Origin of the sequence: Roseovarius sp. MMSF_3359 (assembly GCF_030733385.1) — a bacterium.
GTDB lineage: Bacteria > Pseudomonadota > Alphaproteobacteria > Rhodobacterales > Rhodobacteraceae > Roseovarius.
In genome coordinates, this window is record NZ_JASHJC010000004.1 from 20,171 (window position 1) to 44,027 (window position 23,857).

Annotated in this window: 25 protein-coding genes; 10 read left to right on the forward strand and 15 right to left on the reverse strand. The window is 62.1% G+C overall.

All coding sequences use genetic code 11. The features are described from left to right. Nucleotides 1–32 precede the first annotated feature (32 nt). On the reverse strand, nucleotides 33–476 hold the full coding sequence (locus RBB29_RS07070) for a paraquat-inducible protein A (RefSeq protein ID WP_306113871.1): 444 nt from the start codon (nucleotides 474–476) through the stop codon (nucleotides 33–35). A 110-nt stretch (nucleotides 477–586) separates the two neighbouring features. Further along, nucleotides 587–1,054, reverse strand: coding sequence for a YbaK/EbsC family protein (locus RBB29_RS07075; protein ID WP_306113872.1), 468 nt, complete (start codon nucleotides 1,052–1,054; stop codon nucleotides 587–589). Between the two features lie 123 nt (nucleotides 1,055–1,177). On the opposite strand from RBB29_RS07075, the gene RBB29_RS07080 reads away from it, so the two are divergent. Then, entirely contained in the window at nucleotides 1,178–3,964 is a 2,787-nt protein-coding gene (locus RBB29_RS07080) for a glutamine-synthetase adenylyltransferase (protein WP_306113873.1), read from the forward strand. A 1-nt stretch (nucleotide 3,965) separates the two neighbouring features. Then, complete coding sequence (locus tag RBB29_RS07085; RefSeq protein WP_306113874.1) at nucleotides 3,966–4,235, forward strand: hypothetical protein; 270 nt, start codon at nucleotides 3,966–3,968, stop codon at nucleotides 4,233–4,235. A 100-nt stretch (nucleotides 4,236–4,335) separates the two neighbouring features. Here RBB29_RS07085 and RBB29_RS07090 read toward each other — a convergent pair whose 3' ends face one another. Both RBB29_RS07090 and eda read right to left on the reverse strand, forming a co-directional pair. Beyond that, nucleotides 4,336–4,509, reverse strand: coding sequence for a hypothetical protein (locus RBB29_RS07090; protein WP_306113875.1), 174 nt, complete (start codon nucleotides 4,507–4,509; stop codon nucleotides 4,336–4,338). A gap of 150 nt (nucleotides 4,510–4,659) precedes the next feature. Beyond that, complete coding sequence (eda, locus tag RBB29_RS07095; protein WP_306113876.1) at nucleotides 4,660–5,301, reverse strand: bifunctional 4-hydroxy-2-oxoglutarate aldolase/2-dehydro-3-deoxy-phosphogluconate aldolase; 642 nt, start codon at nucleotides 5,299–5,301, stop codon at nucleotides 4,660–4,662. Between the two features lie 380 nt (nucleotides 5,302–5,681). Between eda and RBB29_RS07100 the strand changes: the two genes are divergently transcribed. Both RBB29_RS07100 and RBB29_RS07105 read left to right on the forward strand, forming a co-directional pair. Beyond that, entirely contained in the window at nucleotides 5,682–6,878 is a 1,197-nt protein-coding gene (locus RBB29_RS07100; protein ID WP_306113877.1) for an RSP_2647 family RNA methyltransferase, read from the forward strand. Beyond that, entirely contained in the window at nucleotides 6,875–7,414 is a 540-nt protein-coding gene (locus RBB29_RS07105) for an RSP_2648 family PIN domain-containing protein (protein ID WP_306113878.1), read from the forward strand. Before RBB29_RS07100 ends, RBB29_RS07105 begins: the two co-directional genes overlap by 4 nt. Before the next feature lie 11 nt (nucleotides 7,415–7,425). On the opposite strand, the gene RBB29_RS07110 is transcribed toward RBB29_RS07105, so the two are convergent. The 5 genes from RBB29_RS07110 to RBB29_RS07130 all read right to left on the reverse strand — a co-directional run bounded on the left by RBB29_RS07110 (nucleotide 7,426) and on the right by RBB29_RS07130 (nucleotide 11,160). After that, a complete protein-coding gene (locus RBB29_RS07110) occupies nucleotides 7,426–8,106 on the reverse strand; it encodes a M48 family metalloprotease (protein ID WP_306113879.1) in 681 nt (226 codons plus the stop codon). Between the two features lie 155 nt (nucleotides 8,107–8,261). Then, the gene (locus RBB29_RS07115; protein WP_306113880.1) at nucleotides 8,262–8,747 is read right to left on the reverse strand and encodes a hypothetical protein; all 486 of its coding nucleotides are present in this window, start codon (nucleotides 8,745–8,747) and stop codon (nucleotides 8,262–8,264) included. A gap of 373 nt (nucleotides 8,748–9,120) precedes the next feature. Further along, nucleotides 9,121–10,269 (reverse strand): Xaa-Pro peptidase family protein, encoded by a 1,149-nt coding sequence (locus RBB29_RS07120; protein WP_306113881.1) that lies wholly within the window; start codon nucleotides 10,267–10,269, stop codon nucleotides 9,121–9,123. Nucleotides 10,270–10,375: 106 nt separating this feature from the next. Then, complete coding sequence (locus RBB29_RS07125; protein ID WP_306113882.1) at nucleotides 10,376–10,807, reverse strand: SRPBCC domain-containing protein; 432 nt, start codon at nucleotides 10,805–10,807, stop codon at nucleotides 10,376–10,378. Beyond that, complete coding sequence (locus RBB29_RS07130; RefSeq protein WP_306121118.1) at nucleotides 10,804–11,160, reverse strand: helix-turn-helix transcriptional regulator; 357 nt, start codon at nucleotides 11,158–11,160, stop codon at nucleotides 10,804–10,806. The genes RBB29_RS07125 and RBB29_RS07130 overlap by 4 nt, the downstream gene beginning before the upstream one ends. 172 nt (nucleotides 11,161–11,332) lie before the next feature. Between RBB29_RS07130 and RBB29_RS07135 the strand changes: the two genes are divergently transcribed. Genes RBB29_RS07135 through RBB29_RS07145 form a run of 3 tightly spaced genes read left to right on the forward strand, consistent with a single transcriptional unit; the run spans nucleotide 11,333 to nucleotide 15,008 of the window. Continuing rightward, nucleotides 11,333–11,818, forward strand: coding sequence for a (2Fe-2S)-binding protein (locus tag RBB29_RS07135; protein WP_306113884.1), 486 nt, complete (start codon nucleotides 11,333–11,335; stop codon nucleotides 11,816–11,818). Between the two features lie 23 nt (nucleotides 11,819–11,841). Further along, a complete protein-coding gene (locus RBB29_RS07140) occupies nucleotides 11,842–14,205 on the forward strand; it encodes a xanthine dehydrogenase family protein molybdopterin-binding subunit (RefSeq protein ID WP_306113885.1) in 2,364 nt (787 codons plus the stop codon). A gap of 11 nt (nucleotides 14,206–14,216) precedes the next feature. Then, complete coding sequence (locus RBB29_RS07145) at nucleotides 14,217–15,008, forward strand: xanthine dehydrogenase family protein subunit M (protein WP_306113886.1); 792 nt, start codon at nucleotides 14,217–14,219, stop codon at nucleotides 15,006–15,008. Between the two features lie 47 nt (nucleotides 15,009–15,055). Here RBB29_RS07145 and mmsB read toward each other — a convergent pair whose 3' ends face one another. From mmsB to RBB29_RS07175, 6 genes are all read right to left on the reverse strand, one after another. Beyond that, nucleotides 15,056–15,928 carry a 3-hydroxyisobutyrate dehydrogenase gene (gene mmsB, locus RBB29_RS07150; RefSeq protein ID WP_306113887.1) on the reverse strand — a complete coding sequence of 291 codons (873 nt, stop codon included), beginning with the start codon at nucleotides 15,926–15,928 and terminating at the stop codon, nucleotides 15,056–15,058. A 3-nt stretch (nucleotides 15,929–15,931) separates the two neighbouring features. Beyond that, complete coding sequence (locus tag RBB29_RS07155) at nucleotides 15,932–16,975, reverse strand: enoyl-CoA hydratase/isomerase family protein (protein ID WP_306113888.1); 1,044 nt, start codon at nucleotides 16,973–16,975, stop codon at nucleotides 15,932–15,934. Beyond that, nucleotides 16,972–18,114 (reverse strand): acyl-CoA dehydrogenase family protein, encoded by a 1,143-nt coding sequence (locus RBB29_RS07160; RefSeq protein ID WP_306113889.1) that lies wholly within the window; start codon nucleotides 18,112–18,114, stop codon nucleotides 16,972–16,974. Before RBB29_RS07160 ends, RBB29_RS07155 begins: the two co-directional genes overlap by 4 nt. A gap of 90 nt (nucleotides 18,115–18,204) precedes the next feature. After that, nucleotides 18,205–19,335, reverse strand: a complete 1,131-nt coding sequence (locus tag RBB29_RS07165; protein WP_306113890.1) for a carboxylate-amine ligase — start codon at nucleotides 19,333–19,335, stop codon at nucleotides 18,205–18,207. 130 nt (nucleotides 19,336–19,465) lie between these two features. Beyond that, nucleotides 19,466–19,855, reverse strand: a complete 390-nt coding sequence (locus tag RBB29_RS07170) for a hypothetical protein (protein ID WP_306113891.1) — start codon at nucleotides 19,853–19,855, stop codon at nucleotides 19,466–19,468. Between the two features lie 399 nt (nucleotides 19,856–20,254). Next, on the reverse strand, nucleotides 20,255–21,754 hold the full coding sequence (locus tag RBB29_RS07175) for a CoA-acylating methylmalonate-semialdehyde dehydrogenase (protein WP_306114116.1): 1,500 nt from the start codon (nucleotides 21,752–21,754) through the stop codon (nucleotides 20,255–20,257). Between the two features lie 103 nt (nucleotides 21,755–21,857). On the opposite strand from RBB29_RS07175, the gene RBB29_RS07180 reads away from it, so the two are divergent. From RBB29_RS07180 to coaD, 3 genes are all read left to right on the forward strand, one after another. Next, a complete protein-coding gene (locus RBB29_RS07180; protein WP_306113892.1) occupies nucleotides 21,858–22,754 on the forward strand; it encodes a LysR family transcriptional regulator in 897 nt (298 codons plus the stop codon). A 60-nt stretch (nucleotides 22,755–22,814) separates the two neighbouring features. Beyond that, a complete protein-coding gene (locus RBB29_RS07185; protein ID WP_306113893.1) occupies nucleotides 22,815–23,249 on the forward strand; it encodes a CBS domain-containing protein in 435 nt (144 codons plus the stop codon). Between the two features lie 64 nt (nucleotides 23,250–23,313). Beyond that, a complete protein-coding gene (gene coaD / locus RBB29_RS07190) occupies nucleotides 23,314–23,805 on the forward strand; it encodes a pantetheine-phosphate adenylyltransferase (RefSeq protein WP_306113894.1) in 492 nt (163 codons plus the stop codon). Nucleotides 23,806–23,857: the final 52 nt, after the last annotated feature.

The window sequence follows — 23,857 nt, forward strand, 5'->3', positions numbered from 1 at the left end:
CCCGATGCGGCGCGGTCGGTCAAACCCCGAAATCAGGTTTCGCGCCGCGCGCGTTTTTCGGTGAGAAAGCCGATGGTGATCGAGGCGAGGATGCAGGCGGTGAAAAGGTACAGCCCCCAGGCAGTCTCGATCTTGCCGATGCCGATGCCCTTACTTAGCGTGATGTAAAGCGCGATCAGGAAGATATCGGCCATCGCCAGTTTGCCAAGGATATGCAGGACGGGCAGCACCTTGCGCCGCATCAACCCGAAATGAATCAGCGCCAGCCCGAGCGTTTTCATGTAAGGCGCGAAAAGGGCGAAGAAGGTGACCAAAAGTGCGAGGAAAATATCCGAATCCCAGAGGCTTTGCAGACCGGAGATCACGCTGATCTCATCCAGCCCGAAAAGGGGCAACCCGAGACCGGCGCGCATTAGCGGCGCAAACCAGGAGATCGGAAAAAGGACGAGAAGCCCCAGATTGATGAATTTCAGCATAAGGCCCCGGTTGGCTGTGACGGTGATTTAGGTAGCGATGAGAAAGCGGGATCGCAAGGCGAGTGGATTAGCTTTGTTGTGTAACCACATAATAAGACGCGAAAAAGATATCAGTTGGTGAAATCAGCCACCGTCGCGCCAGCGATGCGCATCATGTCGGCGGGTGCGGCGGCAAAGACGTGCCGGGGGGTGCCTGCGGCCGCCCAGACCTGATCGAACGCCAGAAGACGCGGGTCGAAAAACGCCCGTGGCGGGGTCAGATGCCCCACCGGAGAGACGCCGCCAATGGCAAAACCGGTCTGCGCGCGGATCAGTGCCGCATCGGCCTTGCCAAGCGGTTCATCCGCCAGGGCGCTGGCGCGGGCGGCATCCACCTGGCTGCCGCCAGCGGTGATGAAAAGCAGGGCCGCGCCGGTGGTTTCGCCACGGAAAATAATTGATTTCGCGATCTGATCGACCGCGCAGCCGACAAGATCGGCGGCCATCTGCGCGGTGGTGGCCTGCCCGATTTCCACCGGTGCCGACTCAATGCCGGCCTCGGAAAGGGCGCGGATCACTCGTTTCAGGCTCTTACTCATCTGGTTTCTCCGGCGAGATCACGTTGCCGATCCGTATCACCCTTGCTGCGCCAGCAAAAGACCGGCCATTCCGGGCGCGTCTTGGGCGTTGACCCGCCCGGGGGGGCTTGTATCACTGGACCCATGGAATTTGCCCCGCGTATCACCCGCCTGCCGCGCCCTTACGATCCCGAACAGGGGGCCGAAGCCCGTGCGCTGGTGCCGGGTTTGGTGGCGGAGCTCGCCGATCTGATCGACGGGGCGGCGGGGTGCAGCCCGTACCTGGCCACGTTGATCGCGCAGGAGGCCGATTGGCTGCCTGTTGCACTGAACGATCCCGAAGGCGCGGTCAGCGATGTGTTCGCCGACCTGCCGATGGTGGCGCCGGATCAGCTTGCCGAGGCGTTGCGCAAGGCCAAGCGGCAGGTTGCCCTCATCACCGGGCTTGCGGATCTGGCCGGTGTCTGGCCGCTTGAGATGGTGACGCAGGTCCTGACCGATTTTGCCGATCTGTCGGTCGATCTGTCCCTAAAATCCACCATCGGCGCCGAGATCAAGCGCGGCAAGCTGCCCGGGATGACGCCTGATGATGTGCCGACCGCAGGTGGCATGGTGGTGCTGGCCATGGGCAAAATGGGCGCCGGAGAGCTTAATTACAGCTCGGATATCGACCTGATCTGCCTGTTTGATGAAACCCGGTTCGACCCGGATGAGTATCACGAGGCACGCGCGTCCTTCGTACGGGCCACGCGACGGATGTCGTCGATGCTGAGCGACCGCGCGGCGGGCGGCTATGTCTTTCGCACCGATCTGCGCCTGCGCCCGGACCCGGCGGTCACACCCGTCTGTATGGCGATGGCGGGGGCGGAGGCCTATTACGAAAGCCTCGGGCGGACCTGGGAACGCGCCGCTTATATCAAGGCGCGCCCCTGTGCCGGGGACCTCGTGGCCGGGCAGAGGTTTCTCGATACGCTGCGGCCCTTCGTTTGGCGCAAGCATCTCGACTTTGCGGCGATTGAGGATGCCCATAACATGCGGCTGCGCATCCGCGAGCATAAGGGGCTAGGCGGGCGGTTGAACCTCCAGGGCCACAACATGAAACTGGGGCAGGGCGGCATCCGCGAGATCGAGTTTTTCACCCAGACACGGCAGATCATCGCCGGGGGGCGCGACGTGGATCTGCGTGTGCGCGGCACGGTCGAGGGGCTTGGCAAACTGGCGGAGAAGGGATGGATTCCGTCCGACGCAGCGCGGCTTTTGACGGATCATTACCGCCATCACCGCGAGGTGGAGCATCGGTTGCAAATGCTGCGCGATGCGCAGACGCATTCCCTGCCGACCTCGGATGATGAATTTGACCGGCTGGCGGCGTTCATGGGTACAGAGACCGATGCGCTCAAGGCCGATCTGCGGGGGCGGCTGCGCGAGGTTCATGACGTGATCGAGCAGTTCTTTGCCCCCGAAGCAGGTGAAACCACCGGCGCGGTGCACGAGGGGTTGGACGATGACGTGATCCGCCGCTGGCCCAGCTATCCGGCGCTGCGCTCGGCGCGGGCGGTGCAGATCTTCAACCGACTCAAACCCGATATCCTGTCGCGGCTCGCCAATACCGCCCATCCCAACGAGGCATTGATGGCGTTTGACGGATTCCTCGCCGGTCTTCCGGCCGGGGTGCAGGTGTTTTCGCTCTTCGAGGCCAATCCGCACCTCATTGATCTGCTGGTGGATATTGTCGGTACCGCGCCCGCGCTTGCGGGATATCTGTCGCAGAATGCAGGGGTGTTCGACGCGGTGATCGGCGGTGATTTTTTTGCCCCCTGGCCGGGGTGTGCGGCGCTTGAGGCGGCGTTGAAAGATCACCTGGAAGGAGAGACGGATTACGAGCGCAAGCTCGATGCGGCGCGGCGGTGGCGCAAGGAGTGGCATTTTCGGATCGGTGTGCATCACCTGCGCGGCCTAATTGGCGCGGATGATGCCGGGGGGCAATATGCGGATCTGGCGGGCGCGGTGATTGCCGGGGTCTGGCCCGAGGTGGTGGCGCATTTTGCCGAAAAACACGGGCTTCCGCCGGGGCGCGGTGCGGTCGTGCTTGGCATGGGCTCGCTCGGGGCCAGGAAACTCAACGCCGGGTCAGATCTCGATCTGATCGTGATCTATGACGCGGCGGGGGTGGATCAGTCCGAGGGGCGGCGGCCGCTTCTTTCGCGGCTTTACTATGCCAGGCTGACACAGGCGATGATTACCGCCCTGACCGCGCCGATGGCCGAAGGGCGGCTTTACGAGGTCGATATGCGCCTAAGGCCGTCGGGCAACCAGGGGCCAGTAGCCACGGGCTGGGCCTCGTTCCAGGAGTATCAGCGCAACGATGCCTGGGTGTGGGAGCACCTGGCCCTGACCCGCGCGCGTGTCATCACCGGCCCTGACGATCTGGCCAAAGAGGTCGAGGCGTTTCGCGTGGCGCTTCTGGCCGAGAAGGGCGATCCGGCGCGGGTCTTGATCGAGGTCGCGGAAATGCGCGAACGGATTGCCGCGGCGAAACGCCCCGAAGGTCCGTGGGACACAAAGCTCGGCCCAGGGCGGCAACAGGAGATCGAGCTTCTGGCACAGGCCGGATCGCTGATGGGGGGCGGTGCCAAACGCGATGTGGCGGCGGGTTTGGCGGCGGGCGTCGCAATCGGCTGGCTGGATGACGCGGACAGGACGGCGTTGTCGCGGGCTTACGGGCTTTGCTGGCAAGTGCTTCAGGCGGCGCGCCTGCTGAGTGACAAACCGCTCGACCCCGAACAGCTTGGCGCAGGAGGTGCCGGGTTCGTGTTGCGCGAGACGGGTCATGACTCGCTCGAGGCGCTCCTTGAGGCGTTGGAGGCCGAAACCGGAGCCGCCGCAGAAATCATTGACCGTGCGCTGGCGCGGCAACCGCGAGGGTGTTGAGATGGAGCGCGATCCACTGGACCACAAGGGATTGATCCGGGAGGCCTACCGGATTGACGCGATCACCCTTGGGGAATGCCGATCAATTTTTCTCGACTGGGCGCTTTCGACACCGGACGGGGCAGATAGCCGACCCATGATAGCGGCGCTTCTGGACCGGTACCGCGCCGATTTCCCCGACCACCCAATGACGCAGGTTCTCGATGAGGGCAATGCCAGGGCAATGAAACCCAAACGGCGGGGCGGATGGCGGTCACGCCCGCGCGACTAGGGCAATCTGCTACGGGTGTCATGCAAATCCACCGCCGTTTGACGGTGGCGCGGAGAGGTCACGGCGCGAGGCGGCAGCCCGTTGATCGTGACCTTTGATCTTAACCGAGCGCCTGAATGGCCATGTAGATCACGACGGCGACCACAAAGGAGCAGCCGAAGATCACGGTGATCGCCATCCCTTCAAGAAAGGTGCGGCGCGCAGGTTCAAGCGAGAAGATGCTGAGAACACCCAACAGGATGAGCGCCACCAGCAAAATGGGGAACAGAGCCATAACAAACAACCAGATAAAGAGCAGCTGGAGGCAGGATCACCCCCAAATCTGGCAGAAGTTGGATTGAACCGGACCGTTCCTGTGATGGTCGAAACAATGGCGGCAAAATGGCTAAAATTCTCCCGAAATCCCCGCGCTGTGGCCGCCTCGTCAGGATTTTCTTTGTGAAAACGTGCGGGCGTGGCGGGTGATGGTATCCCAATCGTGGCTTTCAATAAGCTCCGCCGGGGCCACGCAATCAGACGCGACATTGAGTACGTTGGGCATCGACAGGTAGTCCCTGGCCGCGTCCAGTCCGATGTTGCCCGACACGCTGAACCTGATCTGCGGCAGCGGAGGGTGCATGGCCTTCAGCGTCTCCAGCGCGTTCATCGACCCGCCGGGATAGAAGTTGAGCGTGGTATATCCGCGGCTCAGCAGGTGCATCGCCTCGGTTGGCGTGACAACGCCCGGCAAAAGCGGCATTTCGATCCCGTCGAAATAGCGCAGCAGCGGATCGGTGATGCCCGGGGTCGAGCAGAACTGCGCCCCGGCCTCGCGGGCGATCTGCACATCGTCTGGCGACAGGATCATGCCCGCGCCCACGATCGCATCGGGCACCTGCGCAATCTCGCGGATCACCGAGGCCGCGTTGCGCGCACGGATCGACACCTGGATCACCGGAAGGCGGCCGCGGGTCAGAGCCTTCGCCAGCGGCGCGGCATTGGTGGCGTTGTCGATAGAGGGTGTGGAGATGATCGGAGAGGTGCGACAGATCATTTCGATCGTGTCGGAGGCGAGTTTGGTTTGCATTCAGAACGTCCAGTCAACCCAAGTGTGAATGCCCCCGAAACCCAAGCGCATATTTCGGTTGCCTGAGCTTTTGGTCAATCTGCAAGGCGCTGATGCGGGTGGTCGGTCGGCCAAGTGTTGCACATGCGTTGCACTTTCCGACCCGGCAGAAATTTTGCCGCCTGGGGACCATCAATTCGGTCGTCCCACGCCGTTTCTGCGCCGCAATTGCGGTCGTGATCCGCCCGGACCGGCGCGCCATCCGGCGGCTCATGTCGCGGGGTGCCGGGATTCGCCGATTGGTATCCGGGGCTTCGGGGTGGCATCGAACGAAGCCGACTGCGCCCAGACCCGCCAAATGCAATCTTTCGCACGGGCCGGAAACCTTTTATGGGGGCTGCATGACACAATCTTCGCGCCCCGTTATTCGCCTCAAGCCGAAAACCCGGCCCCAGGCCATCCGCCACGGCTTCCCGTGGGTCTATGACAACGAGCTTGTCACCGACCGCCGCACCAAGGCGCTGCACCCTGGGACGATTGCGGTTCTCGAAGATGCCGAGCGCAGGCCGATGGCGCTGGTCGCGGTCAACCCCGCGTCGCGGATCATGGCGCGGGTATTGACCACGGACCTGACGGCGACGATTGACCGCGATTGGCTCATCGCCCGGCTTGCCCGCGCGCTGGAGATGCGCACGCGGCTCTACGACCGGCCCTTTTACCGCCTGATCCATGCCGAAGCGGATGGCCTGCCCGGCGTCGTGATCGACCGGTTCGGGGAGGTGGCGGTGATCCAACCGAATGCTGCCTGGGTGGACGCCTTGCTGCCGGAGCTGGCGCAGGCCTTGGTCGAGGTGACAGGCGTCACTACGGTGCTCAAAAACGCATCCGGCCGCGCGCGTGGGCTTGAGGGGCTTGATGACAAGAGCGCAGCGTTGATCGGCGAGGCCCCTGATGCGGCACTGCCGGTGCCGATGAACGGCGCTACCTATATGGCGGATCTGACCGGGGGACAGAAGACCGGGCTTTTCTACGATCAGCGCCCGAACCATGCTTTTGCGGCAAAACTGGCCCAAGGGGCGCGGGTGTTGGATGTGTTTTCCCATGTCGGGGGGTTTTCACTGGCGATGCTGGCCGGTGGGGCCAGCTCGGCACTGGCGGTCGATGGCTCGGAACCGGCGCTCTCGCTGGCGGGGCAGGGGGCCGATGCCATGGGCAAATCCGACGTATTCGCCACCCGCAAGGGCGATGCCTTCGACGTCCTGACGGCCCTCGCCGCGGAAGGGGCCGAATTCGACGTGGTGATCTGCGACCCGCCGGCCTTTGCACCGTCGAAAAAGGCGTTGGAGGCGGGATTGCGCGCCTATGAACGTGTCGCACGGCTTGCCGCACCACTGGTGGCTGAGGGCGGGTATCTGGGCCTCTGCTCTTGTTCGCACGCCGCCGATCTGGGGCGGTTCCGCGCGGCCTCTACCCGCGGGATCGGGCGTGCGGGGCGGTCTGGACAGCTTATTCACACCGGCGCGGCGGGGCCGGACCATCCGACCCATCCGCAACTGGCCGAAAGCAGCTATCTCAAGGCGCTGTTCTACCGGTTATGAAAGTGCTGCTCGATACCTGCGTGATCTATCCCACGGTGATGCGCCAGATGATCCTTGGCGTGGCCGCAAAGGGTGTCTTCACGCCGCTCTGGTCCGCGCGGATTATCGAGGAGTGGCAGCGGGCAGCGATGAAACTCGGCGCTGAAGGCGTTGCGCAGGCGGGCGCCGAAGCCGCGATGCTGGCCGCGCGCTTCCCCGAGGCAGAGGTGCGCTATTCCGCGGCGCTCGAAGAACGGCTCTGGTTGCCGGATCCGGCGGACACGCATGTCTTGGCCGCGGCGATTGCCGGATCGGCGGATGTGATCCTGACGCTCAACGCCAAGGACTTCCCACGCAACATCCTGGCCGAAGAGGGGCTGAGCCGGACTGATCCCGACGGGTTTTTGCACGGCATCTGGCAGGCGCAACCGGATCTGGTGGCGCAGGTCGCGGCCGATGTGCTGACCGACGCCAATCGCCTCTCCGGTCAAACCTGGCAGATGCGGAGCCTCCTCAAGAAAGCCCGGCTACCTCGCCTGGGCAAGGCGCTCTCCTGAACCCTAAGACACTACTGCCAGCGCGCTTCGAGCTCTTCGATGGCGGCGATGCGTTCGTCGGTCTTGGGATGGCTCATCAACCAGGCGGGGGCGGCGCCGGCGCGGGCCTGGGTCAGGTCTTCAAGCTTGTGGAAGAGCGATTTCTGCGGGGTCGTGCCGATCCCGGCCTTGGTCAGCAGGGCGGCGGCATAGGCGTCCGCTTCATACTCGTCCGACCGTGACAGCCGCGCAGCCAGAAGGGAGGTCAGCCCGTTTGCAATCCATACCCCGATCCCGGGCAGAAAGCGGCTCAGGAGCATCGCAAGTGCCGTGCGCAGCGCATTCTGGCCCGAGAAGTCGATCATCCGGCGCCGCGAATGACCGAGGGCCACATGGCCCAGCTCATGGGCGATCACGCTGGCCATTTCGTCGGCGCTAACCTCTCCGTTCTGGAACTTGCGATAAAAGCCGCGGGTGATGAAGATGCGGCCGTCCGGTGCTGCGAGGCCGTTCACCGGGTCGATCTCGTAGATATGCACCTTGATCCGCGGCAGATCGAGCGCGCGGGCCAGCCGGTCGGTCATCACCTTGAGCAGCGGATCGGCCAGTTCGGTCGAGCGGGCGTCAAGCTCGCGCTGGGTCCGCCAGACCGAAAACCGGTACATGGCGAGGGCATAGGCGATGGCCAATATGAAGGGCATGAGCTTCAGCATGGTCTTTATATGGGGTAGTCCCGGCGGCGGAGCAAGAATACGATGGAGGTTCCCGTCGTCGCCGGAACGCATCTGGCGAATTAATGAAGCGGACCGCTATCTAAACAGGGGCCGATTATTTGTTTTGTTAATGGCTGCTCTGAGCCCAAAGCCGCCTAATCAATTGACCAATACACACTGTGTTCAAGAACGCGCTTTCCGAAAAGCGTAACACAGTCTATCGATATCCCGTTATCGTCCTCTTCAAATGAAAACCAATAACCGCTAGCTTGGGCGGAGACGAACAGCGCCGCAACAAATTCCACATTCTTCAAATTGTCCTGCGTGAGCTTGGTTTCTTTTGCAGACCATTCCTCAGGAAGAACGAGGCTTTGCAGCGATCCACCAAGCCCAGCCGCGGCCCAATAGAACCTCGACCACATGAGACTGATATCTTTTGTATTTTCGAGGCTGCTGAATTGACGCCAATCTTTGAGATTGGACAGCACTTTTTTGTCCACGTCCGATTTTCGCTTAGAGAAATCTACCCGCCAATTCATTCCACCTTCGGGAAACGCATGGTCGGAATGTTCCACAATTTCATCAAGCCACTCGTGGAATGGTGTAAAATGGGAAAGTACGTTCGATGGAAAATCACCCATTTCGGTGATGGCGCGAGAAACACAACATAGCCGTCACATGAAACAAAGGATTTAGACACGTCAAGGGACGCTTTGTCCGCAAACCAACTGTTCGTCCCTGAACCGCTCGCTAAATGGCATCGGATGATCGCAGTGAGCTCTGTGCCGACTTTCGAGTTTGCTTCAAGCGCGGAATCAAGGCCGTAGGCCGCCGCGCGATCGCCAGACCGCCCGCAAGGGCTGGCGATTTGGAGAGGTTGCGCGACGAATTTTGGTTTTCCGAACTTGGCAAGGATAAAGTGCATCTGAACACGGTTGTTCGCCAACCCGCGGTCTGGCCATCGCGCGGCTTGTTCTCGGATGTCCAGTTCGTCCGCAAAACGGTCATTGTCACTCAGCGGATCAGCAATTCCAGCGGTTGGCGAGACAGACGCTCGACGCCAGTGTCGGTGACGCGCACCGAATGGCCGTAACACATGGCCTGTCCGGCCTCGCTGTCCATCAGGATCATGTGCAGGAAGAACACCTGATTTTCCTGCATCAGAAGCGGATTGCCGTGATAGAACATCGGGAAATCCACCCAGATCGGGTTGTAGATCGCGCCCATGGCATAGCCGCAGGCCTGTGACCGGGCGTGGTGGAGACCTGCGGCGTCGAACACGCGGGCGTGGGCATCAAAGACATTGCCCATGGGGTCGCCCGGACGGATCGCGTCTTCGCAAGCCTCCAGCGCCTCGACACAGGCCGCGTGCATGTGGCGTTGATGCGCGTCGGGTTCGCCGATCACAACGGTGCGCATCATGGCGGCGTGGTAGCGGGCATAGGCGCCGGACCATTCCCAGGTGATCTGATCCTGCGCATCGAGGTGGCGGCGACCTGAGTAATACCGGCAAAGAAGCGCACCGGGGCCGGAGCCGAGGATGAATTCATTGCCTGCATAGTCACCGCCGCCCTTGAAGACCGCGCCCTGCATCTCCGCCAGGATATCGCCCTCAAAGGCACCGGCGCGGGTCACGGCGAGGCCCGCATCCATCGCATCATCCGAAAGGGCCGCGGCCTTGCGGTGCATCTCGATCTCCGCCGGGGATTTGATCCGGCGCAGGCCGCGGATCAATTCGGACGCATCCGCCATGTCGGGTAGGGCGCTGCGCACCATCTGGCCGTTGAAATCCGTGAGGCCGGAGGTGTTGGACTCAAACCCAATCCGCCCGTTTGCCACGCCGAGCCGGCCCAGCAGCTTGATGAGGTCCTGCACCGGTTGGGCCCCTTCGACCTCGGTCCAGATGTGGATTTCGTCATCCGAGAGTGTCGAGGTCAGTTGCGCCTGCCGCAGGTCGGGCAGGCGGGTCAGCAGGTGCAGATCACCATTGGCGGTCAACACCATCGCCTGGAACATGGCAAAGCCGAACGTGTCATAACCGCTGATCCAGAAATGGCTTTCGGGGGCGAACATAATGAGCGCATCTAGCCCGGCATCGGCCACGGCCTGGGTGGCGCGGGCCTGTCGGGCGGCATATTCGGCGGCATCAAAGTGAAGGGTCATCGTGGTCTCCGGTCATTTCCGGAAACTCAATCCTGCGGCCTCGGTTTTGGCAAGCGAAATAAAGCCCAGGCGGGTCGGAATTCAGTCCCGCCTGCGCATGTGTGGTTCAGATAACGTCAGCCAGACGGGCCAGAATGGCGGTCCAGCCGTTTTCGTGATTGCCGCGGCTCTCCTCATTGGGGAAGCGCACGTGGGTGAGGGTCACATGGGTGCCACCCCCTTCGGCGTGGAAATCGAGTGTCACGGTGCTGCCTTCGACGGCGAAAGGCGATTCCCATGAAAAGACGATCTGCCGGGGCCGGTCGATGACCTTGTAGACGCCGCCATGGGGCATCTCGTCCTCGTCGCGTTTCATGATGAGGTCGAACCGCCCGCCTTCGCGCGGATCGGCGCAGGCGCTTGGTGTGGTCATGCCGGGTCCGGGCTGCATGAACTTCATCAGCATCTCGGGGTCGAGCCAGGCATCGAAGACGCGCTCGGGCGGGGCGGCGATGGTGCGGGTAACGGTAAGGGTGAGGTCGGTATCCGTGAGTGTCATGTGGCAGTGTCCTTTGTGAGCAGAGTGTCGAGCGCCTCAAGCCGTTGCGCCCAGATCGAACGGAGATCGTCAAACCAGCGGTCGATTTCCCGCAGCGGGTCCATCTGCACCTCGATCAGGTGTTCGCGCCATTCCGTGCGGCGGATTACCAGCCCGGCCCGTTCCAGTACCTTGATGTGCTTGGAGACGGAATTGAGGCTCATGTCGAAATGCCCGGCGATGGCGGTGACCCGTTGCGCGCCATGCTGCGCCAGAAGCGTCAGGATGGCGCGGCGGGTCGGGTCGCTTGCGGCCTTGAGAATATCGGTCAGCCAGTCATGTGATTCTTGTTCAACCATATGGGTGAATAACATGTCATCCAACTTCATTCAACCCAAAAGATGAACGAAAGGAGGCAGAGGGAACATGCAAATTCGGGATGCTACTTTAGTCGCGATTACCTGCCGGGCCGGAAAACATCCTTCCCATGGCGGGGGATGCGTGGTTATCTTTCGGCAATAGACAATAACAAACTGGGAGGTGCCGATGTCACAGGTCAGCATGACCGTGAATGGCAAGTCTGCGTCCGGCGAAGTCGAAGGCCGCACATTACTTGTTGAATTCCTGCGCGAAAATCTGGGCCTGACCGGCACCCATGTGGGGTGTGATACCGGCCAATGCGGGGCCTGCGTGGTGCATGTGGATGGCAAGGCCGTCAAATCCTGCAACATGTTCGCCGCCGAAGCCGAAGGCGCCGAGGTCACCACCGTTGAGGGGATGGCCAATGACGACGGCTCCCTTGGTACGATCCAGCAGGCGTTTCAGGACCACCACGGATTGCAATGCGGATTCTGCACCCCGGGAATGGTGATGAGCGCCGCCGCGCTTTTGTCGGAGAACCCGAACCCGAGTGAGGCGGAAATCCGCGATTACCTGGAGGGCAATATCTGCCGCTGCACCGGGTATCACAACATCGTCAAGGCGATCATGGCCGCCGCCGGTCAAGACGTATCGCACATCGCCGCGGAATGACGCGCCAACAGGGAGGATAAGACATGCCAGCAGATGGAGGCATTGGCGCACCGACACCGCGCCGCGAGGACGTCCGGTTTCTGACCGGGTCCGGAAATTATACCGATGACATCAACCTGAACGGTCAGGCCTATGTGCATTTCCTGCGCTCGGACGTGGCGCATGGGACGATCAACAACGTGGATACGTCCTCGGCGGACGGTATGCCGGGTGTGTTGCGCATCTTCACCGGGGCGGATTTCGCCGAGGTGGGGGGCATTCCCTGCGGCTGGCAGGTGACCGACAAGCATGGCGAGCCGATGCAGGAGCCCGCGCACCCGGTGCTGGCCCAGGGCAAGGTCCGCCATGTGGGCGATCCGATTGTCGCCGTGGTGGCCGAAACCTATGAACAGGCCCGCGATGCGGCGGAGGCGATCGAGGTCGATATCGACGAACTGCCCGCCGTGATCGACATGAAGGCCGCGCTCGCCGATGGCGCGACCAAGGTGCATGACGATCTGAGCTCGAACCTTTGCTACGATTGGGGTTTTGTCGAGGATAACAAGGGCGCCGTGGACGAGGCGATTGCCAATGCGGCCCATGTCACCACGCTGGAGCTAGTCAATCAGCGGCTTGTGGCCAACCCGATGGAGCCGCGCGTGGCCGTGGGCGACTATCACCGCGCCAATGACGAAAGCACGCTTTATACAACCTCGCAGAACCCGCATGTGATCCGCCTCCTGATGGGCGCGTTCGTGCTGGGCATTCCGGAACATAAACTGCGTGTGGTCGCCCCCGATGTGGGCGGCGGTTTTGGCTCCAAGATCTATCACTACGCCGAAGAGGCATTCTGTACCTTCGCGGCGCGAGCGATGAACCGGCCGGTCAAGTGGACCTCGAGCCGGTCGGAGGCGTTCATCTCTGACGCCCAAGGTCGCGATCACGTGACCAAGATCGACCTGGCGCTGGATGCGGACAATAACTTCACCGCGATCCGCACGGAAACCTACGCCAATATGGGCGCCTATCTCTCGACCTTCGCGCCCTGCGTGCCGACCTATCTGCACGGCACGTTGATGGCGGGCAACTACAAGACGCCCAACATCTATGTGAACGTCAAAGCGGTCTTTACCAACACCGTGCCGGTCGACGCCTATCGCGGGGCCGGACGGCCCGAGGCGACTTATCAGATCGAACGGGTGATCGACAAAGCCGCGCGGGAGTTGGGCGTCGATCCGATTGCGCTCCGGCGGCAGAACTTCATCACCGAGTTCCCCTATGCCACGCCCGTGGCGGTCGAGTACGACACGGGCGATTACGTGGCCACGATGGACAAGCTCGAAGAGATTGCCGATGTCGCGGGCTTTGCCGCGCGGCGGGCGGAATCGGAGGCGCGTGGCAAGCTGCGTGGCTTTGGGGTCAACTGCTATATCGAGGCCTGCGGGATTGCGCCCTCGGCGCTGGTCGGTGCGCTTGGTGCCCGCGCGGGGCTTTACGATGCGGCAACGGTGCGGGTGAATGCCACCGGCTCGATCTCGGTCATGGTGGGCGCCCATAGCCACGGGCAGGGGCATGAAACCTCCTTCCCGCAGGTGGTGGCCGAGATGCTGGGCATCGACCCCGCGATGGTCGATATCGTGCATGGTGATACGTCCAAGATCCCGTTTGGCATGGGCACCTATGGCTCCCGCTCCCTGGCGGTCTGCGGGTCGGCCATGGTGCGTGCGACCGAAAAGATCATTGCCAAGGCCAAGAAGATCGCAGCGCACCTCCTTGAAGCATCTGATGCGGATATCGAACTCAAGGACGGCCAGTTCAGCGTCGCAGGTACCGACAAATCGGTGGCCTGGGGCGATGTGACCCTGGCCGCTTACGTGCCGCATAACTACCCGATCGAGGATGTCGAACCGGGGCTGGAGGAGACCGCGTTCTACGATCCGGCCAACTTCACCTATCCCTCGGGCGCCTATGCCTGCGAGGTGGAGGTCGATCCCGAAACCGGCAAGGTCACCATCGAACGCTTCGCGGCGGCGGATGATTTCGGCAACATCATCAATCCGATGATCGTTGACGGGCAGGTCCATGGGGGCCTCGGGCAGGGGATCGGGCAAGCCTTGCTCGAAAACTGCGCCTATGACGACAACGGCCAGCTTCTGACCGGGTCCTACATGGATTACGCCATGCCGCGGGCCGATGACGTGCCGTTCTATGCCGTCGATCATTCGTGCCAGACGCCCTGTACGCACAACCCCCTTGGCGTGAAGGGCTGCGGCGAGGCCGGGGCGATTGGCTCCCCGCCAACGGTGGTCAATGCGGTCGTCGATGCGCTGCAAAGCGGCGGTCACAACGTCACCCATATCGATATGCCGCTCTCGCCGTCGCGCGTGTGGCAGGCCATGCAAGGGTAAGGAGATCAGACATGTATTCATTTGATATCGAACGTCCCACACGCCTGGCCGATGCGGTGAAACTCCTGAGCGATGCGTCCGAGGCGCAGGCGCTTGGCGGCGGGCAGACCCTGATCCCGACGCTGAAACAGCGACTGGCGATGCCGGAAAAGCTGGTGAGCCTTGGTGCGGTGGACGAGATCAAAGGAATCTGCACTGCCGACGATGGCGCGCTTTGCATCGGCGGGGGTACGACCCACGCCGATGTCGCCGCCGGGGCCGGGGCCTATCCGGCGCTGGCGTCGCTTGCGGGCAATATCGGTGATCCGGCCGTGCGCAATCGCGGCACCATTGGCGGATCGCTCGCCAATAACGATCCGTCCGCCTGCTATCCGGCGGCGGTTCTCGCCTCGGGGGCGACGGTGGTCACGTCATCGCGGGAAATCGCGGCGGATGATTTCTTTGACGGGCTTTTCGCGACAACCCTGAACGAGGGCGAGATCATCACCGAGGTCAAGTTCCCGGTGCCGGAAAAGGCGTCTTATGCGAAGTTCGAACAGCCCGCATCGCGCTTTGCGTTGGTGGGGATTTTTGTCGCCAAATACGCGGATGGCGTGCGGGTTGCCGTGACGGGGGCGTCCGAAGAGGGCGTCTTCCGCTGGTCCGAGGCCGAGGCGGCGCTGAGCTCGGACTTCTCCGCGGGCGCGCTTGACGGTTTGTCGCTCGCCGGGGATGGCATGATCAGCGACCTGCATGGCAGTGGCGATTACCGCGCCCATCTGGTGGGCGTGATGACCAAGCGGGCTGTGGCCGCCGCGGGCTGAAACCCATGAGATATTGAAAGGCCCCGGAGGATTTTCGGGGCCTTTTCCTATGCGTGCCCGCGTTTTTCGAACCGGGGCAGCATGGCGCTGAAATCGCGGCCCGCACCGTCCTCGTTTTCCACAAATTGCGCATAGAGATCCCGCGCGGCGCGGCCCATCGGCGTGTCCGCGTCCGCGGCCTCCGCCGCCTGCAGCGCGAGGCGCAGATCCTTGAGCATCAGGTCCGCGGCAAACCCCGGTTGATAGTCATTGTCCGACGGGCTTTGCGGGCCGATCCCCGGCGCCGGGCAATAGGCGTTCATCGACCAGGAATAGCCCGATGAGGTGCTGACCACGTCGAACATCGCCTGCCGGTCAAGGCCCAGCTTGTCAGCCAGCGCAAAGGCCTCGCAGGTCACGATCATCGTCGCACCCAGGATCATGTTGTTACAGATCTTCGCGGCCTGACCATTGCCAGATGGGCCGCAATGAACCGCCTTTTGCCCCATGATGTCAAAGAGTTCCTTGGCAGTATTAAAGCCCGCATCGTCGCCGCCCACCATGAAGGTGAGCGTGCCGCCCTGCGCGCCGCCGACACCGCCGGAAACAGGGGCATCGAGCGCGGAAAGCCCGGCATCCTGCGCCTGAGTGGCCACGGCGCGCGCGCTTTCCACGTCGACGGTCGAACAATCCAGCAGCACTGCGCCTTTTTGCATGACCGGGATGACCTGATCCGCGACCGCGCGCAGGATCTGACCGTTGGGCAGCATGGTGATGACCACATCGCGGCCCGTCGCGGCCTCTTCGGCGCTTTTGACCAGGCTCACGCCGTCGATGGCCACATCGGCCATGTCGAAACCGGCCACCTCATGCCCGGCCTTGGCCAGGTTGGCCGCCATCGGCCCGCCCATATTGCCCAACCCGATAAACCCGATCTTCATGGCCTAGTCTCCCTCGTCGAATGTCAGTTTGTTTTCGCCCAGTGGCATAAGCATCTTGGTCGCCGCCAGTGAGGGCGGGTTGTCCAGATCGTGTTGCCAATTCGGGCTGCGGTCCTTGTCGATCACCGCAGCGCGGATGCCCTCAAGGAAGTCGCCATGTTCCATCGCACGGTGGGTGAAGCGATACTCAAGCTCCAGCGCATCGCGGATCGTCACCCCGGTGCGGCGCAACCGGTGGACCATCTCGATGGCGCAGGCCGCCGACAGGGGCGAACTGCGCGACAGAGCCTTGAGCGCACCCGCGGCAAAGTCGCTTTCGTCGCTGCGCAGAGCGTTCAGAACGTCGATCAGGCCATCGCCGCCAAAAAGCGCATCAATCTGCGCCTGCTGCGCGGCCAGGGTGCCGTCGGGCGGGATTTGCGATTCTTTCCCGATCGCGGATACATCACCGGTTTCTTCCAGCTTGGATATCAGGTATGACCACATCTCCTGTGGCACGTAACTATCTGCAAACCCAACCATAATGGCGTCTGCCGGCCCCATGCGCGCGCCGGTCGTGCCAAGGTATTCCCCCAATCGCCCGGGTGCTTGCGCCAGCATGAGCGAGCCGCCCACATCGGGGACAAGACCGATGCCGCATTCGGGCATGGCGATCTGGCTGCTTTCGCCGACGATCCGGTGCGACCCGTGGCAGGAAATGCCGACGCCGCCGCCCATGGTAAAACCCTGCATGAAGGCAATGTAGGGCTTGGGGTATTCACGGATCTTGGCATTGAGCCGGTATTCATCCGCCCAGAATTTCTGCCCATAGGCGAAATCGCCCGCGCGGCCGGTCTCGTAGAGTTTCTGGATATCGCCCCCGGCAGAGAACGCCTTGTCCCCCTCGGCGTCGATGATGACCAGCGCGACCTCATCATCGTCGCGCCATTCGTCCAACGCGGCCTCGATCGCCTGACACATCTCGTAGGTGACGGCGTTGAGCGCCTTTGGGCGGGTGAGGGTGATGCGCCCCGCGCGGCCCGCCTTGCGGATCGTGATATCGCTCATTGTTCCGCCAGCAATTGGCGGGCGACGATGAGGCGCATGATTTCGTTCGTGCCTTCCAGGATTTCATGCACGCGCAGATCGCGCACCAGTTTTTCGATGCCGTAATCGGCGAGGTAGCCATAGCCGCCATGCAGTTGCAGGCATTGGTTGACCACTTTCGAGCCGGTCTCGGTAACAAACCGTTTCGCCATGGCGCAGAATTTCGTGGCATCGGGCGCGCCGGTGTCGAGTTTCCACGCCGCCTGCCGCAGGAAGGTGCGGGCGGCCTGCAACTCGATCTCCATGTCGGCGAGGCGGAATTGCAGCGCCTGGAACTGGTCAATCGACCGCCCAAACGCCTTGCGCTCGGACATGTATTGCAGGGTCATGTTGAGCGCGGTTTGCGCCGCCCCAAGCGAGCAGGCGGAGATATTGAGGCGCCCGCCATCAAGCCCCGCCATCGCGTATTTGAACCCGCTGCCTTCCTCGCCCACGAGGTTGTCGGCGCTGATCTTGCACTCGTCGAATTGCACCTGCGCCGTGGGTTGCGAGCGCCAGCCCATCTTGTCCTCAAGCCCGCCAAAACTCAGCCCCTCGGTGCCGTCCTCCACATAGATGGTCGAGATGCCCTTTGGGCCATCCTCGCCGGTGCGGACCATGACCACATAGGCGTCGGAATAGCCGCCGCCCGAGATAAATGCCTTGGTGCCGTTCAGGGTATAGCCCTCGTTGCTGCGGGTCGCGCGGGTTTTCAATGCCGCTGCGTCCGAGCCGGAGCCCGGTTCGGTCAGGCAGTAGCTGACCACGGTTTTCATGGTCAGGATGTCGGGCATGATCCGCGCCTTCAGATCATCGCTGCCGAAGGTGTCGATCATCTTGGCGCACATGTTATGGATCGACAGGAATGCCGCGACCGAGGGGCAAGCCATTGATAGGGCTTCGAAAACCAGCGTCGCGTCGAGCCGCGTGAGGCCCGACCCACCGGTCTCTTCCGAGACATAGAGGCCGCCAAAGCCAAGCTCCGCAATCTGCGGCCAAAGCTCTTTGGGGATGGTGCCTTGCCGCTCCCAATCGCGGGCATGGGGGGCGATGTTGTCCTGCCCAAAGGCATGCGCCATGTCGAAAATGGCGGTTTGTTCCTCGGTCAGCGCGAAATCCATCGAATCGTCCCCTTAATCCGGTAATTGAACGTGTGTTTAATTACCAAATATTACACGAATATTGCAAGCGTTGCGGCACCTGCAAATGGCTCAAAGATCGGCGTGGAATTCCTCGATCAGGTGGCGCACGACGGCCTGCAGCGCGTGTTCGCGGTCATCCTCGGCTGCCAAGGCGTCTTCGTAAGCGCGGCGTTGGCGGGTGGAGCTTGTTCCGGTCCTGAGGATATCGCGGGCGGTCTCGACCTCGGCCACGGATTCGAAGAACCGGGCGTCTTCCTCGACCAGCTCAAGGATATCCTCCAAGAGATCGCCAAACGGGCTGATCTGACCCTCGCCGAGATCAATCAACCCTTCGCGGACGCCGTACCTCTGCGCGCGCCAGCGGTTTTCGGCCACCAGGAAGCTGTCATAGATCCGCCAGCGTTGGTTCTTCCGCGCGAGGCGATAAAGCATCCGGGTGAGGGCCTGCGTCAGCGCGGCCAGTGTCAGCGTATGTTCAAGCCTTGGCTGCACATCGCAGATACGCGACTCCAGCGTGGGGAATTTCGAAGATGGCCGCAGGTCCCACCAGATTTTCGAACTGTCCTCGATCACGCCGAGATCGACCAGCACGTCAACCGAGCGTTCGAACTCGCCAAAGCTCTCCATGCGCGGCGGCAGGCCGGTGCGCGGCAGGTTGTCGAACACGGTCAGCCGGTAGCTGTCGAGGCCGGTGTCACGCCCCTGCCAGAAGGGCGAGGAGCACGACAGCGCCAGCATATGCGGCAGGAAATACGCAAGCTGGTTCATCAGGTCGATCCGCCGGTCGGGGCTGTCGATGCCGACATGCACATGCATCCCACAAATCAGCATCCGCCGCACCACCCCGGCGAGGTTTTGCGACAAGTCGTTATAGCGTTCCTTGTCGGTGTGATGCTGATCGCGCCAATCCGAGAACGGATGGCAGGAGGCGGCGATGGGGGCAAGATTGAACTTGGCCGAGTTCTCCGAGACGCAGCTACGCAGGTGTTTCAGCTCATCACGCGCCTCAGCCACGTTGCGGCAGACCTTGGTGCCGATCTCGATCTGACAATTCAGGAATTCGGGGCTGACCTGATCCTCCAACTCGCTCTTGCAGGCCTCCATCAGCTCGGGCGGCGCTTCGGCAAGGGCCAGGCTGTCGCGATCTACAAGCAGGTATTCTTCTTCGATACCGATTGTGAATTCCGGGTCTGATGACACGTGCTCCCTCCCTCTGGCCGCACCACGTCCACGATGCCCGCCGGGAGGGTTTTTGGCAAGCCGGGTGGCCGTCGAACCGGCGGCGAGTGGTCAGAGGCTTTTTTTACTGCAGAGGGTTGTGGTGGTGGGGCTAGCGGAATTGCGCCTGCAGATCGGCGACGCTCTCTTGCGCCACGTCCCGGGTATCCGCGTCGATATCGGCAAAGCGAAGCGGCAGCGCCCGGCGCAAAAGCGCGGTGGAAATTGCCGCCTCGGAATGAAGTTGATCAGCGAGGCTTGTTGTCTCGACCTGTTCCTTGACGCCGCGCGCAGAGGGGCGCCGGGGCATGACCGGTGCGGTTTCGCAGGGCTGCCGCGAAGGTTCTTCCGCGAAACTGGCAGGGGGATTGGTGGGGGGACTAGCCAGCGTGCGGCGGTGTTTGTGGGGAAAGCGCGTGTAGCGTTTATCCAGATCCGGCACCTCCAGCTCAGGTGCCGGTACCGCGTCGCTCTCCTGTTTGAAGCCAAACAGTTTCATCATCTGACATCCCCGAGTTGTATCGAGGTTAGGTTAAGCAACGAATTGGACGAAAATGTGTTGAAAAATTGACCTGTCGACGCCCGAGGGGATGGTGATGGGTTTGGTCTGGATCGGTACGAAACGGCCCTTTGATCATCATTGCAACAGAGGGCATCGCCCGACCGCGGGTGGGCGCACCCACGTGGTTCATCGTACTTTATGGTGACGTGTACTTCCAACAATCGTTCGGATTGAAACGGTAAAGAAGCGCCCGCCCATGGGGCGGTCGGGCGCTGCCCGGCGGTGCTGCGCACCTTGATTCCGGGCGGGGGCCGTGTTCGCATTGGGCTCAGAGCGGACCTGACATTAAAAAAGCGCCCGCTTCGGAGCGGACGCTTTGAAATCGACTATCCTAGGGGGTTAGTCCATGGCTTTGAAGTTGAACTCGCCGCCTTCCTTGATGCCCGAGGGCCAGCGTGCGGTGACGGTTTTCGTCCTTGTGTAGAATTTGAACGAATCCGGGCCGTGCTGATTCAGGTCCCCAAACATGGATTTTTTCCAGCCGCCAAAGGTGTGATAGGCCAGCGGCACCGGGATGGGCACGTTGATCCCGACCATGCCGATATTGATCCGATGTGCGAAATCGCGGGCGGTGTCGCCGTCACGGGTGAAGATCGCCGTGCCGTTGCCGTATTCGTGGTCCATGGCGAGGCCAATCGCCTCTTCGTAGGTCTTCGCGCGCACGGTGCTGAGGACCGGGCCGAAGATCTCCTGCTTGTAGATGTCCATATCGGGCGTGACATGGTCAAAGAGGTGCGGCCCGACAAAGAAGCCATCTTCGTAGCCCTGCAATTTGAAATCGCGGTTGTCGACGACCAGTTTTGCACCTTGATCGACGCCGGACTGGATCAGGCCCAGGATACGCTCCTTGGCGGCCCCGGTCACAACCGGACCCATGTCGACGTCGTTGCCGTCTGTATATGGTGCTACGCGCAGCTTCTCGACCCGTGGGACCAACGCATCAATCAGACGGTCGGCGGTTTCATCGCCAACGGGCACGGCAACCGAGATGGCCATGCAGCGTTCGCCTGCCGCGCCAAACCCGGCGCCCACAAGCGCGTCGGCGGCCTGATCCATATCGGCGTCGGGCATGACGATCATGTGGTTCTTGGCGCCGCCGAAGCACTGCGCGCGTTTGCCGTTCGCGGTGGCGCGGCTGTAGATATATTGCGCAATCGGGGTCGAGCCCACGAAGGACACACCGCCAATCAGGTCATGATCCAGAAGCGTGTCCACGGCTTCCTTGTCGCCATTGACGACCTGGAACACACCTTTGGGCAGGCCGGCTTCGACAAAGAGCTCTGCCAGCATCAGGGGAACCGACGGGTCGCGTTCCGACGGCTTCAGCACAACAGCGTTACCGCAGGCCAGCGCCGGTCCGACATGCCAGAGCGGCATCATGGCGGGGAAGTTGAACGGCATGATCGCCGCGACAACACCCAGGGGCTGGCGCATGGAGTACATGTCGATGCCGGGGCCCGCGTCATCGGTGTATTCACCTTTGAGCATCTGCGGCGCGCCGATGCAGTATTCGATCACTTCCAGGCCGCGCTGCAGGTCACCCTTGGCGTCGGGAATGGTCTTGCCGTGCTCGCGGCTCAGCGCCTCGGCCAGCTTGTCCATGTCGCGGTTCATCAGGCCGACCATGGCCATCATCACCCGCGCGCGTTTCTGCGGGTTGGTGGCGCCCCAGGCGACCTGCGCCGCGGCGGCATCTTCGATCGCCTTGGTGGTTTCCGCCACGCTGGCCATCGGGCATTTCGACTGAACCTCGCCGGTCGCGGGGTTGAATACGTCGTCGAAACGACCGGACGAGCCTTTGACCTGTTCGCCGTTCAGAAAGTGCGTCAGTTCCTGCATTTCTTCCTCCTTGGAAATTTGTGCGCAGGGTAGCGTTGCAATTTTCATTGTAAAAGAGGCAATATTCCAAAAGAGATTTGCAAAAATGCAAAGGGGATGATGGATGGACCCGCAATGGGATGATCTCAGGATTTTTCTGGCTGTGGCGCGGCGCGACAGCTTGTCGGGGGCGGGCAGGGTGCTCAAGATCGACCCGGCCACGGTGGGCCGGCGCATCGCGCGGCTTGAAGGCGCCTATGGCGCACCCCTTTTTGCCAAATCTCCAACGGGTTACGCATTGACCGACGCAGGACAGCGGTTGATGGGCCATGCCATGCGCGTGGAGCAGGCGATGCAGGAAGCCGCCGAAGAGATGATGGGGACGACCGGCGGCCTCAGCGGGCAGATCAGGATCGGCGCGCCCGACGGGTCGGCCAATTTCCTGCTGCCACAGGTGTGCGAGCAGATCTCGAACGACAACCCCGACCTGGAAATTCAGCTTGTTGCGCTGCCGCGGGTCTTCAACCTGACCCGGCGCGAGGCGGATATGGTCGTCGCCGTCAGCCCGCCCAATGCGGGCCGCCTGACGGTGCAGAAAGTCGCGGACTACAAGCTGCACCTCGCGGCTTCGGTTGAATATCTAGCCCGCTTCCCGCCGATCCGGTCGCTTGACGATCTCAAGGGGCATCGGGTGGTGGGCTATATCCAGGACATGATTTTCGACAAGGAACTGGACTATCTCAGCGAGACCGGTGTCGAACAGGTGACGCTGTCGTCCAATTCGGTCTCGGTGCAGATCAACTGGATCCGGAACGGCAGCGGCATCGGCATCGTGCATGACTTCGCCATTCCCTGGACCCAAGGGCTGCAGAAGGTCTTGCCCGAGGAGTTGAGCCTGACCCGCAGCTTTTACCTGGTGCGCCATGCGGATGACCGGCGTCTGGAGCGGCTCAATCGTTTCGCCGAGGCGCTGGTTGACGGGATGCGGCGAGAGGTTGCACGGCTTGAGGCGCTGACTTGACACATTCCTGCTCATGCGGGAACCTGTGGATATTGAAACAATTTTTAGCGGAGGCACGCCATGCTGGTCCAACAAATCCTTAAATCCAAGGGCGATGGTGGCGTGATCACCATCAAGCCGTCGACGCTGGTGTCAGAGGCGGCAAGCATCCTGGCGGAGAAGCGGATTGGCGGGCTTGTGGTCTCCAAGGATGGCACTTCGGCGGACGGTATCCTTTCGGAGCGCGACATCGTCCGGTCGCTGGCGATGCGCGGCGCAAGTTGCCTGACCGACAAGGTCGAGGATCTGATGACGCGCAACCCGGTCTGCTGCTCCAAGCAGGACACATCGGACGCGGTGCTGACGCGGATGACCGATGGCCGTTTCCGCCACATGCCGGTGGTGTCCGACGGCACCCTGGTCGGGATCGTGACCATCGGTGACGTGGTCAAGGCGCGGTTGCAGGAACTGGCGATGGAAAAAGATGCCCTTCAGGGCATGATCATGGGCCATTAACGCTTGCATTCCGGGCGGCGTCATTATTGCGTGACGCCAGACGATTTTTCCAAGGAGCATGCTCATGCGCATCGGCCTTTACCCCGGCACGTTCGACCCGATCACCCTGGGTCATATCGACATCATTCGCCGGGCGGCCGTGCTCGTGGACCGGCTTGTGATCGGGGTGGCCATCAACCGCGACAAGGGCCCGCTTTTCGACCTCGAAGAGCGGGTGGCGATGATCGAGGCCGAATGCGCGGCCCTGTCGGCGGAAACGGCGACCGAGATCGTGGTGCACCCGTTCGAGAACCTCTTGATCCAATGCGCTCGGGATGTGGGTGCCCAGATGATTGTGCGCGGTCTGCGTGCGGTGGCGGATTTCGAATATGAGTTCCAGATGGTCGGCATGAACCGCGCGATGGATGCGTCGGTCGAGACGGTGTTCCTCATGGCGGATGCCAACCACCAGGCGATTGCGTCGAAACTGGTCAAGGAGATCGCGCGCCTGGGTGGTGATATTACGAAATTCGTCACACCCGCGGTCCGGGACGCGTTGTTGCGCAGCTATTCCTGAACGGATCATGGCGGGGATCTGTCGAAACATGTCGTTCGCCTTGCTCTGGCCA

Excerpts from the sequence above, each read along its gene's own strand:
- RBB29_RS07175 (WP_306114116.1), bottom strand. The coding sequence starts at position 21,754 with ATGCAGGAACTGACGCACTTTCTGAACGGCGAACAGGTCAAAGGCTCG.
- eda (WP_306113876.1), bottom strand. The coding sequence starts at position 5,301 with ATGCAAACCAAACTCGCCTCCGACACGATCGAAATGATCTGTCGCACC.
- RBB29_RS07185 (WP_306113893.1), top strand. The coding sequence starts at position 22,815 with ATGCTGGTCCAACAAATCCTTAAATCCAAGGGCGATGGTGGCGTGATC.
- RBB29_RS07130 (WP_306121118.1), bottom strand. The coding sequence starts at position 11,160 with ATGTTATTCACCCATATGGTTGAACAAGAATCACATGACTGGCTGACC.
- RBB29_RS07160 (WP_306113889.1), bottom strand. The coding sequence starts at position 18,114 with ATGGATTTCGCGCTGACCGAGGAACAAACCGCCATTTTCGACATGGCG.
- RBB29_RS07125 (WP_306113882.1), bottom strand. The coding sequence starts at position 10,807 with ATGACACTCACGGATACCGACCTCACCCTTACCGTTACCCGCACCATC.
- RBB29_RS07120 (WP_306113881.1), bottom strand. The coding sequence starts at position 10,269 with ATGACCCTTCACTTTGATGCCGCCGAATATGCCGCCCGACAGGCCCGC.
- RBB29_RS07140 (WP_306113885.1), top strand. The coding sequence starts at position 11,842 with ATGCCAGCAGATGGAGGCATTGGCGCACCGACACCGCGCCGCGAGGAC.
- RBB29_RS07090 (WP_306113875.1), bottom strand. The coding sequence starts at position 4,509 with ATGGCTCTGTTCCCCATTTTGCTGGTGGCGCTCATCCTGTTGGGTGTT.
- RBB29_RS07100 (WP_306113877.1), top strand. The coding sequence starts at position 5,682 with ATGACACAATCTTCGCGCCCCGTTATTCGCCTCAAGCCGAAAACCCGG.
- RBB29_RS07115 (WP_306113880.1), bottom strand. The coding sequence starts at position 8,747 with ATGGGTGATTTTCCATCGAACGTACTTTCCCATTTTACACCATTCCAC.
- RBB29_RS07110 (WP_306113879.1), bottom strand. The coding sequence starts at position 8,106 with ATGCTGAAGCTCATGCCCTTCATATTGGCCATCGCCTATGCCCTCGCC.
- mmsB (WP_306113887.1), bottom strand. The coding sequence starts at position 15,928 with ATGAAGATCGGGTTTATCGGGTTGGGCAATATGGGCGGGCCGATGGCG.
- RBB29_RS07075 (WP_306113872.1), bottom strand. The coding sequence starts at position 1,054 with ATGAGTAAGAGCCTGAAACGAGTGATCCGCGCCCTTTCCGAGGCCGGC.
- RBB29_RS07085 (WP_306113874.1), top strand. The coding sequence starts at position 3,966 with ATGGAGCGCGATCCACTGGACCACAAGGGATTGATCCGGGAGGCCTAC.
- RBB29_RS07070 (WP_306113871.1), bottom strand. The coding sequence starts at position 476 with ATGCTGAAATTCATCAATCTGGGGCTTCTCGTCCTTTTTCCGATCTCC.
- coaD (WP_306113894.1), top strand. The coding sequence starts at position 23,314 with ATGCGCATCGGCCTTTACCCCGGCACGTTCGACCCGATCACCCTGGGT.
- RBB29_RS07170 (WP_306113891.1), bottom strand. The coding sequence starts at position 19,855 with ATGATGAAACTGTTTGGCTTCAAACAGGAGAGCGACGCGGTACCGGCA.
- RBB29_RS07080 (WP_306113873.1), top strand. The coding sequence starts at position 1,178 with ATGGAATTTGCCCCGCGTATCACCCGCCTGCCGCGCCCTTACGATCCC.
- RBB29_RS07105 (WP_306113878.1), top strand. The coding sequence starts at position 6,875 with ATGAAAGTGCTGCTCGATACCTGCGTGATCTATCCCACGGTGATGCGC.
- RBB29_RS07145 (WP_306113886.1), top strand. The coding sequence starts at position 14,217 with ATGTATTCATTTGATATCGAACGTCCCACACGCCTGGCCGATGCGGTG.
- RBB29_RS07180 (WP_306113892.1), top strand. The coding sequence starts at position 21,858 with ATGGACCCGCAATGGGATGATCTCAGGATTTTTCTGGCTGTGGCGCGG.
- RBB29_RS07135 (WP_306113884.1), top strand. The coding sequence starts at position 11,333 with ATGTCACAGGTCAGCATGACCGTGAATGGCAAGTCTGCGTCCGGCGAA.
- RBB29_RS07155 (WP_306113888.1), bottom strand. The coding sequence starts at position 16,975 with ATGAGCGATATCACGATCCGCAAGGCGGGCCGCGCGGGGCGCATCACC.